General features: G+C 44.4%; 20 protein-coding genes and 1 riboswitch. Of the genes, 16 read left to right on the top strand and 4 right to left on the bottom strand.

The window, feature by feature from the left end:
- The first annotated feature begins 26 nt into the window (after positions 1-26).
- The 9 genes from DFR59_RS16110 to DFR59_RS16075 all read left to right on the top strand — a co-directional run bounded on the left by DFR59_RS16110 (position 27) and on the right by DFR59_RS16075 (position 7,629).
- Positions 27-1,181: a M20 peptidase aminoacylase family protein gene (locus DFR59_RS16110; RefSeq protein WP_114746689.1), complete on the top strand. Its 1,155-nt coding sequence runs from the start codon at positions 27-29 to the stop codon at positions 1,179-1,181.
- Complete coding sequence (gene menC, locus DFR59_RS16105) at positions 1,162-2,301, top strand: o-succinylbenzoate synthase (protein WP_425454717.1); 1,140 nt, start codon at positions 1,162-1,164, stop codon at positions 2,299-2,301. Before DFR59_RS16110 ends, menC begins: the two co-directional genes overlap by 20 nt.
- An 88-nt stretch (positions 2,302-2,389) precedes the next feature.
- Positions 2,390-2,899, top strand: a complete 510-nt coding sequence (locus DFR59_RS16100) for a DUF3189 family protein (RefSeq protein WP_114746688.1) — start codon at positions 2,390-2,392, stop codon at positions 2,897-2,899.
- A gap of 117 nt (positions 2,900-3,016) precedes the next feature.
- Positions 3,017-3,187 carry a hypothetical protein gene (locus DFR59_RS20285; protein ID WP_170137284.1) on the top strand — a complete coding sequence of 57 codons (171 nt, stop codon included), beginning with the start codon at positions 3,017-3,019 and terminating at the stop codon, positions 3,185-3,187.
- Positions 3,188-3,307: 120 nt separating this feature from the next.
- Positions 3,308-4,168, top strand: coding sequence for a hypothetical protein (locus DFR59_RS16095; protein ID WP_114746687.1), 861 nt, complete (start codon positions 3,308-3,310; stop codon positions 4,166-4,168).
- Positions 4,165-4,968: a hypothetical protein gene (locus tag DFR59_RS16090; protein ID WP_114746686.1), complete on the top strand. Its 804-nt coding sequence runs from the start codon at positions 4,165-4,167 to the stop codon at positions 4,966-4,968. Before DFR59_RS16095 ends, DFR59_RS16090 begins: the two co-directional genes overlap by 4 nt.
- A 257-nt stretch (positions 4,969-5,225) precedes the next feature.
- Positions 5,226-5,783, top strand: coding sequence for a cysteine hydrolase family protein (locus DFR59_RS16085; protein WP_114746685.1), 558 nt, complete (start codon positions 5,226-5,228; stop codon positions 5,781-5,783).
- A gap of 74 nt (positions 5,784-5,857) precedes the next feature.
- Positions 5,858-6,034 carry a hypothetical protein gene (locus DFR59_RS16080; protein ID WP_245948504.1) on the top strand — a complete coding sequence of 59 codons (177 nt, stop codon included), beginning with the start codon at positions 5,858-5,860 and terminating at the stop codon, positions 6,032-6,034.
- 224 nt (positions 6,035-6,258) lie between these two features.
- Entirely contained in the window at positions 6,259-7,629 is a 1,371-nt protein-coding gene (locus DFR59_RS16075; RefSeq protein ID WP_425454721.1) for an MATE family efflux transporter, read from the top strand.
- A 193-nt stretch (positions 7,630-7,822) separates the two neighbouring features.
- Here the strand turns inward: DFR59_RS16075 and DFR59_RS16070 are convergent, their stop codons facing one another.
- Positions 7,823-8,548 carry a DsbA family oxidoreductase gene (locus tag DFR59_RS16070; protein WP_114746682.1) on the bottom strand — a complete coding sequence of 242 codons (726 nt, stop codon included), beginning with the start codon at positions 8,546-8,548 and terminating at the stop codon, positions 7,823-7,825.
- 353 nt (positions 8,549-8,901) lie between these two features.
- Between DFR59_RS16070 and DFR59_RS16065 the strand changes: the two genes are divergently transcribed.
- Positions 8,902-9,300, top strand: a complete 399-nt coding sequence (locus tag DFR59_RS16065; protein WP_158538422.1) for a sporulation protein — start codon at positions 8,902-8,904, stop codon at positions 9,298-9,300.
- Between the two features lie 184 nt (positions 9,301-9,484).
- Positions 9,485-9,805 (top strand): YnfA family protein, encoded by a 321-nt coding sequence (locus tag DFR59_RS16060; protein WP_114746680.1) that lies wholly within the window; start codon positions 9,485-9,487, stop codon positions 9,803-9,805.
- Between the two features lie 51 nt (positions 9,806-9,856).
- On the opposite strand, the gene DFR59_RS20135 is transcribed toward DFR59_RS16060, so the two are convergent.
- Positions 9,857-10,000, bottom strand: coding sequence for a hypothetical protein (locus DFR59_RS20135; RefSeq protein ID WP_158538421.1), 144 nt, complete (start codon positions 9,998-10,000; stop codon positions 9,857-9,859).
- A 152-nt stretch (positions 10,001-10,152) separates the two neighbouring features.
- A riboswitch (TPP riboswitch) is annotated at positions 10,153-10,251 on the top strand.
- A 142-nt stretch (positions 10,252-10,393) separates the two neighbouring features.
- Here DFR59_RS20135 and tenA point away from each other — a divergent pair.
- Genes tenA through DFR59_RS16040 form a run of 4 tightly spaced genes read left to right on the top strand, consistent with a single transcriptional unit; the run spans position 10,394 to position 13,979 of the window.
- Complete coding sequence (tenA, locus tag DFR59_RS16055; RefSeq protein WP_114746679.1) at positions 10,394-11,131, top strand: thiaminase II; 738 nt, start codon at positions 10,394-10,396, stop codon at positions 11,129-11,131.
- Complete coding sequence (locus DFR59_RS16050) at positions 11,128-11,718, top strand: ECF transporter S component (RefSeq protein ID WP_114746678.1); 591 nt, start codon at positions 11,128-11,130, stop codon at positions 11,716-11,718. Before tenA ends, DFR59_RS16050 begins: the two co-directional genes overlap by 4 nt.
- Before the next feature lie 13 nt (positions 11,719-11,731).
- Positions 11,732-13,189, top strand: coding sequence for an ABC transporter ATP-binding protein (locus DFR59_RS16045; protein ID WP_114746709.1), 1,458 nt, complete (start codon positions 11,732-11,734; stop codon positions 13,187-13,189).
- Entirely contained in the window at positions 13,182-13,979 is a 798-nt protein-coding gene (locus DFR59_RS16040) for an energy-coupling factor transporter transmembrane component T family protein (protein ID WP_114746677.1), read from the top strand. The genes DFR59_RS16045 and DFR59_RS16040 overlap by 8 nt, the downstream gene beginning before the upstream one ends.
- 65 nt (positions 13,980-14,044) lie before the next feature.
- On the opposite strand, the gene DFR59_RS16035 is transcribed toward DFR59_RS16040, so the two are convergent.
- Positions 14,045-14,725: an ArsR/SmtB family transcription factor gene (locus DFR59_RS16035; protein WP_114746676.1), complete on the bottom strand. Its 681-nt coding sequence runs from the start codon at positions 14,723-14,725 to the stop codon at positions 14,045-14,047.
- A 96-nt stretch (positions 14,726-14,821) separates the two neighbouring features.
- Between DFR59_RS16035 and DFR59_RS16030 the strand changes: the two genes are divergently transcribed.
- Complete coding sequence (locus DFR59_RS16030; protein ID WP_114746675.1) at positions 14,822-15,433, top strand: flavin reductase family protein; 612 nt, start codon at positions 14,822-14,824, stop codon at positions 15,431-15,433.
- 53 nt (positions 15,434-15,486) lie between these two features.
- Here DFR59_RS16030 and DFR59_RS16025 read toward each other — a convergent pair whose 3' ends face one another.
- The gene (locus DFR59_RS16025; protein WP_114746674.1) at positions 15,487-16,107 is read right to left on the bottom strand and encodes a YcnI family copper-binding membrane protein; all 621 of its coding nucleotides are present in this window, start codon (positions 16,105-16,107) and stop codon (positions 15,487-15,489) included.
- Positions 16,108-16,112: the final 5 nt, after the last annotated feature.

Genomic DNA, 16,112 nt, shown 5'->3' with positions numbered 1-16,112 from the left:
GAGAAGAAAAAACGGAGGGGAAAACAATGAAACCATTAGATGCCAATCAAAAAGAAGAATTGTTGAAAATTTTTAACCATCTGCATGAAAACCCTGAAATCAGCTGGAAGGAATATAAAACGACCGCCTATATTAAAGAGATCCTAGAAGAACATGGATGCAGGACGAAAACCTTCGACGACTGTCCTGGGGTTGTGGGGGAAATCGGCGAAGGGAAGCCTGTCGTTGCATTAAGGGCAGATATGGATGCACTTTGGCAGGAGGTAGATGGGGAATTCAGAGCGAACCATTCCTGTGGACACGACTCCCATATGACCATGGCCATCGGTGCGATGAAAATCCTGAATCAGCAGGAGCAGCTGCCGAAAGGGACCATCCGCTTCATTTTTCAGCCTTCAGAAGAAAAAGGCACAGGTGCGTTGAAAATGATTGAAAAGGGAATCGTCGATGATGTGGACTATTTGTATGGGGTTCATGTTCGGCCGATACAGGAGACCAAATTTGGCCATGCGGCTTCTGCCATTTTGCATGGAGCAAGCCAGTCCATCCGCGGGACCATCAAAGGAGAGGATGCCCATGCAGCGCGGCCTCATCTTGGCACCAATTCCATCGAAGTGGCCTCAACGCTGTTGAATGAACTTTCTCATATACATATCGATCCCATGATTCCTCACTCGGTCAAGATGACCAAACTTCATGCTGGAGGGGAAAGCCATAATATCATCCCGGGTCAGGCAGAATTCACCCTGGATATGCGCTCTCAGTCGAATGAAGTCATGACGTCCCTAATGGAACATGTAAAGGCTGCTGCTGAATCCGTTGGGAACTTCTACAAAGTGGAGATCGACCTTGTTATTCCATCCAACCTTGCTGCTGCAACGATGAATACAGAAGCACAAGAATTGATGGCAGAGGCGATTTGCAAGGTGCTTGGCAAAGAAAATCATGACGGTGCCCTTGTAACGACAGGCAGCGAGGATTTTCACTTCTACCCGATGAAAAGGCCGCATCTTAAAGCGACCATGCTCGGATTGGGTTGTGATTTGGAGCCTGGGCTACACCATCCGCATATGACGTTCAGAAAAGAAGCCATGTTCTATGGAATGGATATCTTGTCAAAAGCGGTGCTCAAAACTTTGCAAAAAGAGGAGATGAAAGGGAATGGGAATGGGAATGAATAGTCAAACCATCCATCCAAAAGAAGTCGTACTCCGAAGGCTGAATATGACATTGAATCAACCGTTTACGACAAGCTTCGGGACTGAAACGGGAAAGGATTTCTGTTTGGTGGAAGTCATTGATGAGAATGGAAACAGCGGCTGGGGAGAATCTGTGGCCATGACAGGTCCATTTTATAACGAAGAAACAACCGAAACCAATCAGCTGATGCTTGAAAACTATTTGATCCCTGCTATTTTAGGCAAAACATTTCACCACCCTGATGAAGCGAACGAATTGTTCGCTCCGATCCGCCGGAACCGGATGGCGAAGTCTACTTTAGAAACAGCCATTTGGGATTTATATGCGAAGAACAATCAGATTTCGTTGAAGCAGGCATTGGGCGGCGATGAACAAAAACAGATTGAAGTGGGAGTCAGCATCGGCATCCATGATTCTGTCGAAGAATTATTGAAAGTAATCGAGGGGAAAATTTCAAACGGCCTCCGTAAAATAAAGTTGAAAATCAAACCTGGAAAAGATGTTGAAGTGATCCGGGAGGTGCGGAAGGTGTATCCCGATATTCCATTGATGGCCGATGCCAACTCTGCCTACACGCTGGAGGATATCGGCGTACTTAAACAGCTGGAGGAATTTAACCTGATGATGATCGAGCAGCCGCTGCAGTCGGATGATATCCTGGAACACAGCCTCCTGCAGAAGCAGCTGAAAACGCCTATCTGCCTTGATGAAAGCATCTGCTCCTTTAAAGATGCAAAGGAAGCCATTGAACTCGGAAGCTGCAAGATTATCAATATCAAGATTGGCAGGGTAGGCGGATTATCCGAGGCTAAGAAAATCCACGATCTATGCAAGGAGCATGGAATCCCTGTCTGGTGCGGGGGGATGCTTGAAGCAGGTGTGGGAAGGGCCCATAATATTGCGCTGACATCGCTCAGTCAATTTACCATCCCGGGAGATACGGGCCCATCCAGGCATTATTGGAAAGAGGACATTATTTCACCGGAAGTCACAGTGGAAAATGGGATTGTTCTAGCGGTTTCCGGCCCCGGAATCGGATATGCTATCAATCGGGATGTACTGGACCGGTATACTGTGGATAAGAAGGTCTTTTCTGCCTGAGCCGGCAGTGATAAAAAAGCATTAATATGAATGACCGCCAAAAGATTGGGAATCATATCCTTTAGATACTGCATAAAGGGATGATCATGTGATATATATCTACAATGATTTTGGCGGCACACATACGACTGCACTGGCAGCAGCCTACCATTTAAAAAAATTGCCTGAGAATCGGGAGCTTACGAAAGAAGAAATCTTACAGACGGATTATTTTAATGCACTGGCTCCTACAGATGCAGGAAAGATTTTTTTTCATGGGATGGATGAGCTGGATAACCCGGTGTATACCATCGGCAGGAGGCGGGATAAGCATTTGATCCATGGTCTGAAGGATCTGAGCTTATTGCTGTTGGATCGCTTTGACCAGGATGAAAAAATCATTTTCTCCAACACATCACCGACCGTTCCTTTTTCCATGACGATGGGAGGCTTCTTTTCACGTGAACTGAAAATAGACAGCATTGGCATCCCGTTATTAGTAAAAGGCGCAAAGCAGTGCTGCCTCGATATCCTTAAACTGGTGGAGAACACGAAAAAAGTAGCTGAAACGACCAATCTGAAAGTGACCATCCTTGAAAATAAACGATTTCAAACATAGCACGCTTTTATTCAACAAAAATCGGGTAGTGCACCACCCGATTTTTTTCTGTCTTGTATCGGGTTCGCCTGCCGATTATAATGAAGGAAACTATATTCCTTTAAGGAGATAAAACACATGACCGAAAAGAAGAAAGTCAGTTTGGCTGAAGCCATGAAACAAAAGCTTGCTGAGAAAAAAGGATTGCAGGAAACAAAGCATGATACCGGATTGGTCAAGCAAACGCAGAAAATGAAATCGCAGATGACGAAAAAGCCAAGCAATACTAGACGGAAAATGGGCGTATAATCCCGTTTCAAAAGACACACACCCTTTTTACAAATAATTGTAAAAAAGGGTGTGTTTTTTTATTGTTTCCGGGGTATAGGAATAAGTTTTATAGCAGGAAAAGAAAGGGGAGGATGTGGCATGGAACTACTCGACAATCTCAAGAACCGGCAGATTTTATTGGAAGAGTACATACCTGCAAAAAACATAACGGCTCGGCTTCTATTTTGTGAATCCGACAGAATATTGGAATGGATTTTTTCCAGAGAAGGCAGGTACTCGAAGTCTTACTTGATTGAACATACTGAGAATCAGATGCGCAGTTTGGGAGAGCAGTCTTTGTTGGAGGAACTGAAAGAAAGGGAATTATACCATCGGATTATGGAAAAAATCGCTTCCGCTTTTTATCGAGAGCGAATACCGCAGCGGAGGCGAAGGGGGGACTTTGAGATTCACTTGGCGGTGTTTGAGGAGCTTGAACAATCCGGTTTCGATGAAGAACGTCTGTCCCGTGATGAAATCTGCTTTTTCAATGAAACGATGAGGGATTTGAAAAAAATAGATGAGGCAAATGTGATTCATGAAGGAAAAAGGCTTTGGAGAGACTCCAGGACAATTGATGATGGAAAGTCCTCCATTCTACAGATGATGGAAAAGCTGCATGGCTGCTACCCCATTTCCATGAAGATGAGGAAATTCTCCTTTGCAGAGGCCCACCAATTATTTTCGCATCAAAAGATCAGGCGGATGACAGGAATCGGCTATAAATGGCTGAACTGGAAGGTCTATTCATACTGGCATGATGAATATTTTTATTTGTTCACTTCGACCAAGACAAATCCATCTTCAATTGAAGAGATGTATGAAAAATTGGCGGAGAAGGAACGAAAGGATTTTAAGATCGTATTCGAGCAAAAGCTGCAGGAGAAACCGTTTCAGGCTGTGTTTACCGATGACAATCAACTGCTTTATTTCCTTGATGACATGGGGGTGAAGGCATGATCATTTCTTATTTACTGATCCTATGCTCAACCGTCCCCATAATCATTTTTCTTTTCGGATTGATGGATCACCGCCACTGGAAAACACTTGGAAGATATTTTATTGCCGGGGGTGCTGTTGCACTTGTCGTGTTTGGGATTGCTGCAGCTATGAACCTTCATTATTGGCAGAAGTATCACTTCTCCTTTTTCCCGATTTGGGAAGAAATCAAAATCATGTGCTGGGTGACGGGAGGAATCTTTGCTCTTATCTTTATCATTTCAGCATTGGCGGGAGTGCTCACAAATAAGAGCATCGCTTCTTACGCATCCACGCTGGGGAAGTTGACAGTTGTCTTCGGTGTTTTCATAGGTTCAATGTTAATGATCTTTATATTCATCATGCCTGCAGGTGAAAAGTATATTTACAGTTCAGCCATCGATAGGGCTAAGACGTCTTTTGAAGAGATGGAAAAGAAGGCAGCTCCCGACGATGCGGTTGCCGCCGTATTGGCTGAATCCGGCCAGCATTGCTATGGAAAAAGCTCCAGCTGTAGGGACGACGACTATGAAAATCTAGTTTTTATCAAAAACATGCACGATAAAGAAATGCTCGCCCAAGTGGAAGTGGCCTTTTTCGACCGGAATGATAAAGTGATTGAAACCATCAAGTCCGGAATCATCCACTTGAATCCAAACGAGGCCGTTCCCTTGGTGACAAAAGAGGAAGTGAAGCACAATAGCGCGTGGAGACGATGGACCAACCGCACTGATGACCGGCCATATTATATCCAATACCGCTATCGCTTTAAAGAAAGATGAGTATGAAAGCTGCCAATTGGCGGCTTTTTTTCGACAAAAATCGGGGCGTGTCCAGCTTCAGCGCCCTGCCCCTCGAAGTCATAAGCCAAAACTCTAGGGAAATCAGGATTTCCTACGAGTTCCGTTTTATGCTGGACGGGCCTTTCAGGGCGCTTACGCTTTTCTAATTGACAGGCACTTCTTTGTCGCTTCCTTATGATAAAAATGTTTAAATGCGTGCGGAAAATGGAAGAATCCATATAAAAGGAGTGGATGAGATGAAAAAGGCTTCTGCAGCTTTATTGATTATCGACATGATCAATAAAATGGACTTCGAGGGAGGAGAAAACTTATTAAAATATACACTCCCGATGACTGACCATCTCATGGAACTTAAGAAAAGGGTCAAGGAAAAAGGACTCCCGGTCATTTATGTCAATGATAATTTTGGCCAGTGGCAGGATAATGCCTCTGAAATCATCAAAGAATGCCGCCGCAGCCCGGGCAGCCCGATTGTGGAAAAAGTAGAGCCGGATGACGATGATTTTTTTATCATTAAGCCGAAGCATTCCGCTTTTTTTGGAACCCAGCTTGAAATTCTTTTGAATCAAATGGGTGTAGAAAAGTTGATTTTGACTGGCGTTGCGGGAGATATGTGCGTTCTTTTCACCGCAAATGATGCCTACATGCGCGAGTATGACCTTTGGGTTCCGGAGGATTGCATTGCCTCGGAGAGCAAAAAGGCGAATGAGCATGCGCTGCAGATTATCAGGCGTTCGGTCTTTGCTGATACCACCCCATCGAGGGAATTGGACCTTTCAGAATTCACGAAATGACAAAATGGTAAGAATTCTTCCCGATAACGGACATTCAATAATGGTATAATGGAAATATGAAGGGAAGTGTGCCATTGAAAGGCTCAAAAAATCAATTCAGCAGCGGTGATATCGTTCAAGTGAAAGAAACGGGTGAATCGGTCACCATTTTAAAATGCCAATATGTCAAACATATGAAAACCTATTCCTATATCGTTTCGGAACATCCTAAGACGTTCTTTTTTGAAAATGAATTCAAAAGAACAACATAATTAACAACTGTTAATAACTGTTTAGACACCGCTAATCGAGGATGGCGGTGTTTTTTTATCATTTTTACTTTATTAATTTTTTGTTTTAGAAGGGATAGAGTGGGACCATACTGAATTAATATCTATTGATTTGAGAAATAGGATGAGCTTACATACATGCATCTCACTACAAAGGGGATAGGGATATGGATACACCGAAAGAAATGCAAAAAGGCAGTAAAGAGATGATAGGAGGAAGTCCGGAAGAGAAGCCGATTTGGCGGGTCATGGTCGTTTTTCTTGTGCCGCTGCTGCTCAGCAATGCGCTTCAATCCATTGGACAGCTGGTAGGGAGCATCGTGGTGGGAAGATATCTGGGAGTCAATGCCCTTGCTGCGATCTCAGCGTTTTTCCCGCTGTTCTTCCTGCTTGTTTCCTTTGCAATCGGACTGGGTTCCGGCAGTTCCATCCTGGTGGGGCAGGCATATGGAGCGAAGAATGAAGAGCGTTTGAAAGCGATCGTCGGCACCACGCTCACATCGACGTTTCTTTTAGGGCTGGTGCTTGCAGTCCTTGGTAGTATATTTGCGTGGGATATTTTAAGGATTATGGGGACGCCAGATAATATTATCGAAGTGACGGTCCATTATTCCAGGATTCTTTTCTGGTCCATGCCGATCATGTTTATGTATTTTGTCTATACCACTTTCATGAGGGGGACCGGGGACTCTAAGACGCCATTTTATTCCTTGATTGTCAGTACGGCATTGAATATTGTCCTGCTTCCGGTCTTGATATTCGGGTGGCTAGGACTCCCTGAGCTTGGGATTTATGGTGCGGCTTATGCTTCGGTCATTTCAACCATATTGACATTTTTCCTTCTGCTGCTTTATTTGAAAATGGTGAAGCACCCGCTTCAATTCGATGCGAGTGTCAGGAAGCACTTAAAGATTGACTGGAAACTTATGAAGCTTCTTTTACGCCTAGGTGTGCCTGCGAGTGTCAATATGATCCTGCTCTCCCTTTCGGAAATTGCCGTCATTGCTTTTGTCAATGCTTACGGATCTGACGCAACGGCAGCCTATGGTGCGGTGAATCAGGTAGCAAGCTACGTCCAGATGCCTGCCATCAGTTTAGGAATCGCTGTATCGATCTTTGCGGCTCAGGCGATTGGTGGAAATCGATTCGATCGTCTCCAGAAAGTGATAAAGAGCGGGATTATCCTGAACTACATCATGGGAGGTGTGCTGATCATCCTGGTCTATTTATTTTCCAAAAGCATTCTTGCTTTGTTCATCACCAATCAGCATACGCTTGATATAGCGGAGGGGCTTTTGGTCATCACATTATGGAGCTACTTGATTTTTGGCCATGCCCAGATCATTACTGCTTCGATGAGGGCAAGCGGCACGGTTTTGTGGCCGACGGTTTTCAGCATTGTTTCCATTTGGGCAGTGGAGGTGCCGGTAGCTTATCTGCTTTCTCACTACACAGACTTAGGCATCAACGGCATTTGGCTCGGCTATCCTGCAGCCTTCATAGTCAGCTTGATTCTGCAGTACGGATATTACCAGCTTTTCTGGAAAAAGAGAAAAATCGAGAGGCTCATCGATTAAATTAGAAAAGCCGGCTGTCCAGAGGCGCCGAGGTTGGACTGAAGCTGGACATCGAAAAAGAAAGAGGCTATCCGCACAAGTTGCTGTGGAAAAGCCTCTTTTTTTCGGCAAAATTCGGGACGGTAAGAGCCTGGCAGCGGCAGCAAAAAAGGATAACCCAATGAAAAGGATTATCCTTAAGAAACGAATGATATTAAATGCTGCAGCTGCCGTCTCCGCAGTTTCCGGAAGGGTCTTCATTGCCCCCGTTTTCCGGAGTCAGCACCTTCAGCGGCAGCTTCTCCTGTTCTTCCTCCCACACTTTATTCAGGACTTCCAGGAAGACTTCGCTTGGCTGTGCACCTGAGACAGCATATTTTTGATTGAACACATAGAACGGGACGCCTGTCACTCCAATTTGGGCAGCGATTTGCTGATCCTGATTGACTTCTACTCCGAAATCATCGCTTTGCAGAACGGTACGTACACCTTCTTCATCGAGTCCAGCCTCAACGGCCAATTTCACTAATGTTTTATGATCCCCTAAATGGAGAGAGTCAGTGAAATAAGCTTTTAGGAGTCTTTCTTTCAATGCCTCCATTTTTCCTTGCGTCTTGGCATAGTGTGTCAGTCGGTGTGCATCGAAAGTGTTTGTCGGAATCAGCGTGTCGATGTGGTAGTCGAGTCCCACTTCTTTAGCCTGCTGGGTCATCTGTGCATTCATCTGCTTTGCCTGCTCGACGCTCATTCCATATTTCTTCGCGAGCAATGTATGCATATCGTGCTCGTTGTCACGAGGAGCAGAAGGGTCCAATTGAAAGCTTTTAAACTCTACATCCACCCCATCACTATGGGCGAATTGTTTCAATCCACCTTCAAACCTGCGTTTCCCTATATAACAAAACGGACATGCGTAATCTGACCAAACTTCTACTTTCATGAAAAAACAACTCCTCTATATTAATATTCTGCGACTTATTTCGTTCAACACTCACATTATAATGGCACAATCCCCAAGATATCCAACAGAAGAACTCGTTCGACAAAAACCGGGTAGTGACAGTCACCTGTCGAATGTTTTTCGACAGGATTCGTGCAGATTTTTGACCATAATCCAGCTATCCAGTTATTCCCACTAATTTGAAAAAAATATTTACAAAAAAGGTCTTGTAATTTTGGATTAAAAGTTGCATTATGTTATTTGTGAATCTGAGCAGGACCGTTCGGAAGGTTTGCCTTGTCTTTACACAAGGCTGCTGGAATTCATTAATTTTCTGACACAAGGTGATGGGAATGCTATTTCATGAACGATTATTAAAAAATAAAATCGGCATGCCAAAGGCTTGCTTGTATTTAGATAACGACGTTTATTCCAAAGGCGGCTGCATCAACGGCCAAATTGAAGTAAAAGGCGGCAGCGCGAAAAAGAAAATCAAGCGCTACGACATCGATCTAATCAGCATCGATCAGTTTCAAAAGAAGGAAGAAACGATTAACAGCCGATCCGTTTTTTGTTCACATGACTGCTCGCCAAACAAAACTGGCACATTTTCATTTGTTTTGAACATTCCGGATAATATCGAAAAAGCAGCCGAGACCAAAAAGTTTTGTGTACTCATCAGAGTCGTGCTGGAAAATGCGCACAGCATTATTCAAAAGTACCCAATTCATATTAATCAATTAGTTGATTAATAGTTTTCTATACAAATAGCATACTAGAACCAATTTATTATGAATTTGCATAATCAATGACATCAAGAAATCATTTGTATAAATCTAAAAGGCGGGATGAAATCCATGCCTTTTTCTTTTTTTAATAAAAAAGGGACAAACTGGTAAACTGTTTTCTATAAAGGGAAAGGGGCAAATAGGCATTATGACTATAGTCTTGTTCATTCTTGCCGGGCTGGCTGAAATTGGCGGCGGCTATCTTGTCTGGCTTTGGCTGCGTGAAGGCCAGACATTCTGGTATGGAATTCTCGGCAGCTTGATCCTTGTTATATATGGCGTCATCCCGACGCTTCAGAGCTTCCCTTCGTTCGGCAGGGTTTATGCTGCTTATGGTGGAGTGTTTATCATCCTTTCTGTTCTTTGGGGCTGGGGAATTGATAAAAAAACCCCGGATACATTCGACTGGATCGGCTCTGTCATCTGCATCATCGGAGTGGGCGTCATGCTTTGGTGGCCAAGAGGATAAAAATAGCGTCCGCAATCTCTAATTTAAGAGGAGAGTGGGACGCTTTTATCTTTATTTTTTCCCTTCCTGTTTCGGCTGATCCATGCTCGCCTCCAGCTGGTTTGCTTTTGAAATCAGAATGCCGCTGAAGATGATGGTTAAAATCATATTAAAGATTGTCATCATTAATAAAACCACAAATTTATTATCCGTCATCACGATTCCTCCTATGGAATTAATCTCCTCCATAGGATGGTCCATTTTTGCAGAAATATGAATGAATCGCTTTCTTGGATGGATGAGAAATTTCTTTCCTTGTCATTTATAAATGAGTGATGTAACATGGGTGATGTAAAAATGAATACGCGATTTTCCACTAGGGGTGCGAAAGCTGAGAGAGGCAGAAGCCTTAACCCTTAGAACCTGATCTAGTTTGTACTAGCGTAGGGAAGTGGTTGTGGTGCATCTCGCTATATAGCGAGGCTGCTTCGTTGATGAAGTTAAACGACAACCGTTTCTGCCTGTGCAGGAGCGGTTTTTTTATTGGCTTGAATCATTCTGGCACAGCTGGGAGAAGTAGTGGGAAAAGCAGTAGAGGAGGAATACGAAATGTCATTTTCAAAAGAATGCCGACAAGCGGCTAATGAAATTTGGGAAGCGAGCTTCCGCCATGCATTTGTGCGTGAGCTGGGAGAAGGAAGTTTATCCAGAGAGAAATTCCGGTTTTATGTGATGCAGGATGCATATTACCTAAGCCATTTCGCACGCGTCCAATCATTCGGTGCTGCAAAAGCATTGGATATGGAAACGACGAGCCGAATGGCCGCTCATGCCCAAAGCACAGCTGAGGCGGAGTTGAGCCTTCACAGCAAATTTTCAACACTGATGGGCATTACAGAAGAAGAGCGGGCATCGTTCAAGCCGGCGCCAACAGCCTATGCTTATACATCACATATGTACAGAGCGGCCAGCCTTGGAGGATTAGGAGAAATCATCGCTGCATTGCTGCCGTGCTACTGGCTTTACTATGAAATCGGGGAGAGGCTGAAAGACTGCAAACCGGAAGACTCCATCTATCAGGAATGGATTGCAGCCTATGGCGGCGAGTGGTTCCGAACGCTTGTGGAAGAACAGATCCACCGCCTTGATGTGTTGGCAGAAGAAGCAACTGAAAAGCAGAGGGCGCAAATGAAAGAACTATTCATTATCAGCAGCCAATACGAACTGCAATTCTGGGAAATGGCCTACACGAAGGAGAAGTGGCAAAGTAACACTCCAAGTAACACTCCAGGTGACAGGCATGCCACGGAATTTGTCGATTTATGCGAGAAGGAGGGAGTACGATGAGCAGAAGTCAGAATGGACTGAAGTTGACGGATGTTTTGGTGACGATTGTGGTGGCAATCGTGTTTGGTTTGATTTACAAGGTGTGGGGGCCGCTGTATAGTTTTGCGGCTACCCTTGGCCTTCATATTGATCAGTTGATCTACGGCATGTGGTTTATGGCCGGGACGGTCGCTTATCTTTTGATTCGAAAGCCTGGGCTTGCTCTATTGGCAGAGATTGCTGCCGCCAGCGGTGAATTCCTGACTGGTTCCCAATGGGGACTCGAGGTGCTCATATACGGCGTGATTCAAGGCTTGCTTGCAGAGCTTGTTTTCTTGTTATTCCGCTATAAACGATACGACATTTTGGTAGTGTCGCTCGCTTCTATAGGATCTGCAGCGGGTTCCATCGCCATGGACTGGTACAAAGGGTACATTGGAGATTTGGCCCCGTGGAATCTCACCTTATATCTTGTCGCAAGGCTCATTGGATCCGTCCTGATTTCCGGCGTCTTTGCCTACTATTTGGTGAAGGCTCTAGAGCAGACAGGTGTGACCGGCATGCTAAGGCCAATCTCCAAAAAGGAATACGATTCTCTTGATCAATGATGAGGTGAGCAGCATGAGCACCATTTGCAAAGTGGAAAACTTACGGCTGAAATATCCCGGAAATGAAGGACTTGTTTTTAAGGATTTCACTCTTCCAATCAATCAAGGAGAAAAGGTGCTGCTTATTGGACCGTCGGGGTGCGGGAAATCAACTCTGCTTCAGGTGATGGCCGGGATAATTCCGCACTCTTATGAAATTCCCATGAAAGCAGAAACCATTCAAACGCCGGAATCATGGGGATATATCTTTCAAGATCCTGATTCGCAGTTTTGTATGCCATATGCAGATGAGGAACTCGCTTTTGTTCTTGAAAACTTAAATGTACAGCCTGAAACCATGCAGCAGCGCATCCATGAACTTTTAAACAGCGTTGGCCTTTCCTTGAACGATATCCATCATGAAATCAACAGCATGTCCGGGGGGATGAAGCAGCGACTGGCTATAGCTTCTGCACTTGCTTTGGAACCGGAAGTCCTGTTCCTCGACGAACCGACGGCGATGCTCGATCAACAAGGAACGGAGGACATTTGGAAAACCATCCATAACGCAGCTGTCGGTAAAACGATGGTGATTGTTGAACATAGGCTGGAGCATGTTTGGGATCTGGTGGACAGGGTCATCATGCTTAGCGATGATGGAACAATCGCTGCTGAAGGCCCGCCGCATTCCCTTCTACTTGATCATAAGGAAACCATGATGGAGCAAGGGATCTGGTATCCGGGGGCATGGAGCGATTATTTGAGTGAAAAAGAGAAATCATCGCATCTTCCAGCAAATAAAGAAGTGATTTCTTTAAATGAGTTTCGAGGCTTTTATGGGAAAGAAGAGCGTATCTCCATCCCGCATGCCTCTGTGATGAAAGGCGATTGGATTAGTATCATCGGCAAAAATGGTGCGGGTAAAAGTACTCTCCTTCACAGTTTAATGAAGCTCATCCCCACCAAAGGAAAGTACATGATCAATGGAAAGGCTGCAGGGAAAACGGATGACTTAACACAAGATATCACCTTTGTATTTCAAAACCCGGAACATCAATTTGTCAGCCATACGGTCTATGACGAAATTGCCTACACCCTCCGAGTTAGAGGCGAGGCAGAAGAAGAAGTGAAGGAAAGGGTAGAAGAAATGCTCGACATGTTCCATTTGAATGGATGCCGCAGCCAGCATCCATATCAGCTTTCCATGGGGCAGAAAAGAAGATTGAGTGTTGCAGCGGCCATTGTCTCACAGCCTGGCATTGTCCTTTTAGATGAGCCGACATTCGGACAGGATGCCAAAAATACATTTGCCATCCTGGAAATGATGGAGCATTGGAGAAGACAGGGGACCACAATCATGATGATTACCCACGAACCGGAAATTATAGAGAACTATTCTACAAAGGTATGGGAGATTAAGGACGGAGAGCTTGTAAAAGAAGATGTACACTTGAATTTGATTGATCCATCTGAGGTGATTTACCATGCATAGGTCTTTTCGATATCAGGAAACGTGGCTTCATAAAGTCAACCCATCCTTAAAGCTGCTCAGTCTCTTGATTCTATTTTTGGCAGCCTTATTCATCAACAACCCTAATGTTCTCGTGAATTTCGCCATCTTATTGACCATCATTCTGTTTGCGTTTTCTGGCCACCCATTCAAAAGAGTATTCTGGATTGCCTTTCCGTTTTTCTTCATTTCCCTGACAACCGCAATTCCGATGATTTTATTCGGGACCGGAGAAGAACAATGGATTCATTGGGGAATCATCCAGGTTTCAAAAGAAAGCTTTATCAGGGGCTTGCATATCGGATTGAGGGCTTTCGCGTTTTCCCTTTTGGGCCTTTTATTCAGTCTGACCACCAGACCGGTCTATTTGTTCTACTCACTGATGCAGCAGCTGAAGCTCAGCCCGAAATACGCGTACAGCTTCATGGCAGGCATCCGATTGATTCCGATTATGATTGCAGAATTCCAAACCATCCGCTCCGCCCTTAAAGTCAGGGGCATACAGAAAAGGAGTGGGCTGAAAGGCGTCTATCACATGATGCAGACCTACTCCATTGCATTGCTTTCCCAAAGCATCCGCCGGGCGCATCGTATGGCAGTCGCCATGGAAGCCAAGCGTTTTAAAAGCAGCGCACAAAGGACGTTTTATTACCAATTGGGCTTCAGCTATTTGGATTGGCTATGGATAGGACTGGTGATTTTGATGGTTCCGGCTATTTATCTAACGGGCATGCATTTCCCTTATATTCCGATAACGGATGTAAGAGGATGAGGAAATAGACAAAAAGCTTCCCGCAAGCAGACGAAACTCTGCTCATGGGAAGCTTTTTTTGTTCTTCATAACTCAATTGAGAGAAACTCCTTTAGGCCGGCTTTTCCGCTGGCGGTCACTTTAACCGCGCGGGTGCCCGGGATGCGCGTCAGCCATTCCAGCTCAAACATCTTTTCTAAAAGTGCATGGCCAAGGGATCCGGCCAAATGGTATCTGCGTTCTGTCCAATCCAAACAACATTTTGCAAAAGCCCTTCGTTTCTTTTTAGCTTCTTCGAGGTCAATCTCCATCCTAGTAAAAAGTTGTTCTCCTTCAGGCGTCAAAATGAAGTTTAAATCATCTTTTTTTAAATAGCCTTTGTCGATCATCATAGTGGTAAGTGCCACCCCTACGTGTCCTGCAAGGTGGTCATAGCAAGTACGGGCGTAGTCAATGGCTTTCTTTTCACTTGCTTGACGCAGGGATTTGACGGGAGCAGGAGGGGATATTTGCAAAAGCTTCTCAACTATTTCAGCTGCTTCATTATTGATTAGTCGATAATATCGGTGTCTGCCATGCTTTTCTGCACAAATCAAGTTGGATTCCATCAACTTGTTCAAATGAAAACTCGCTGTCTGGGGCTTAATTTTAGCTGCAAGTGCCAATTCACTAGCAGGGTGAACACTGCCATCCATAAGACAAACCAGCATGGCAGCTCTTGAAGGTTCACTGATTGCAGCGGCCACGGAAGAAATATTGGGATTCATGCTTATTCCACCTTTCATTAATTTACATCCATATTTCGATGATAATTGAAATGTAAAAAATATACAATGGATGAGTAAATGAATGGAGGGAATGAAATGAAAATAGAAACGCAGGAAAACATAAAGGAAATCCATCCGAAAGTCATGTATTATGGAACGCCGGTTGTCTTATTGAATACGCTCAATGAAGATGGCACCACGAATATCAGTCCTATCTCCTCTTCTTGGGCACTAGGGAAAAATATCATTCTTGGAATCGGCCTTGGAGGAAAAGCAATCGAGAATTTGGAAAGACATAAGGAATGCACGCTAAACCTCCCCGATCCTAGTTTGTGGGGGAAAGTTGAAAAAATAGCTTCTTACACTGGGAAATTGGAAGTGCCGAATTTTAAAAAGGAAATTGGTTTTTCTTATATGAAAAACAAGTTCCAAGCTGCGGGACTTACACCTTTTGAATCTAAGACGGTAATTCCTCAACGGATTCAAGAGTGTCCCATCCAGATTGAAGCGAAAGTCAATCATATCCGTATTCCGGAATACGACCCGTTTTTTGCAATCGTTGAAACAGAAGCCATCCATTTTCATGCTTCGGAAACGATTATAAAAGATGAGAATTATATTGATCCTGCAAAATGGAGTCCGCTTATCTATAACTTCCGCCACTACTTTGGGCTTGGTAAAGAACTTGGAAAAACATTTCGCGCATGAGAAGAGCCCTGCTGAATCAATTCAGCAGGGCTCTTGGAACTTGTAGCCTTCGATTATTTTTTCTTCATCAACGAAACGATAAAGGCAAGGACGGCAATCACCAATGCCCCAATGGAAAGATAGAGAGGAAGGGATGAAGCGTCATCCTCATTCTCCTCACTCTGAACAGCTGCTGTTGAATGGGCGCCGTGATGATCGGCTTCCTCACCTGTAGCTTTGCTCACAACCGTGATGGACGCAGGCTTATCGGAATCTTCCGGGCCGATCCATTTTACTTCGCTGTTATCTGCATAGGTTTGGTAGGCTTTCCAGATCAATTGATCGGCATTGTCGCTTACTTTTCCCTGCATATCGAATTCACCGAATTCAGTAGAGGCAATTCCTTTATCTTCAGCTTTCCATGTGATGCTTTTTACTTTGCCGCTTGCATCCTTTTCGAATGTATAAGACCATCCTGGAATTGCTTTTACTCTGGAAATGTCGACTCCTTCAGGTACAACGACTTTCACCATGGTGGTAGCCGTTTCTTTTTCGGATGGTACTCTTACCGTGAATTTTTCATAAGTTCCCTGTTGTACTTCTTTTGGAAATACCACAACGTGTGCGCTTGCCATGCCTGCAAAAGCAAACAGTAATACGAATGCGAGTGGAATCATTTTCAATGCTTTTTTCATTTTAA

Source organism: Falsibacillus pallidus, from assembly GCF_003350505.1.
Classification (GTDB): Bacteria; Bacillota; Bacilli; order Bacillales; family DSM-25281; genus Falsibacillus; species Falsibacillus pallidus.
Note: the sequence above shows the minus strand (reverse complement) of the source record. Positions and strands in the feature narration are given on the sequence as shown.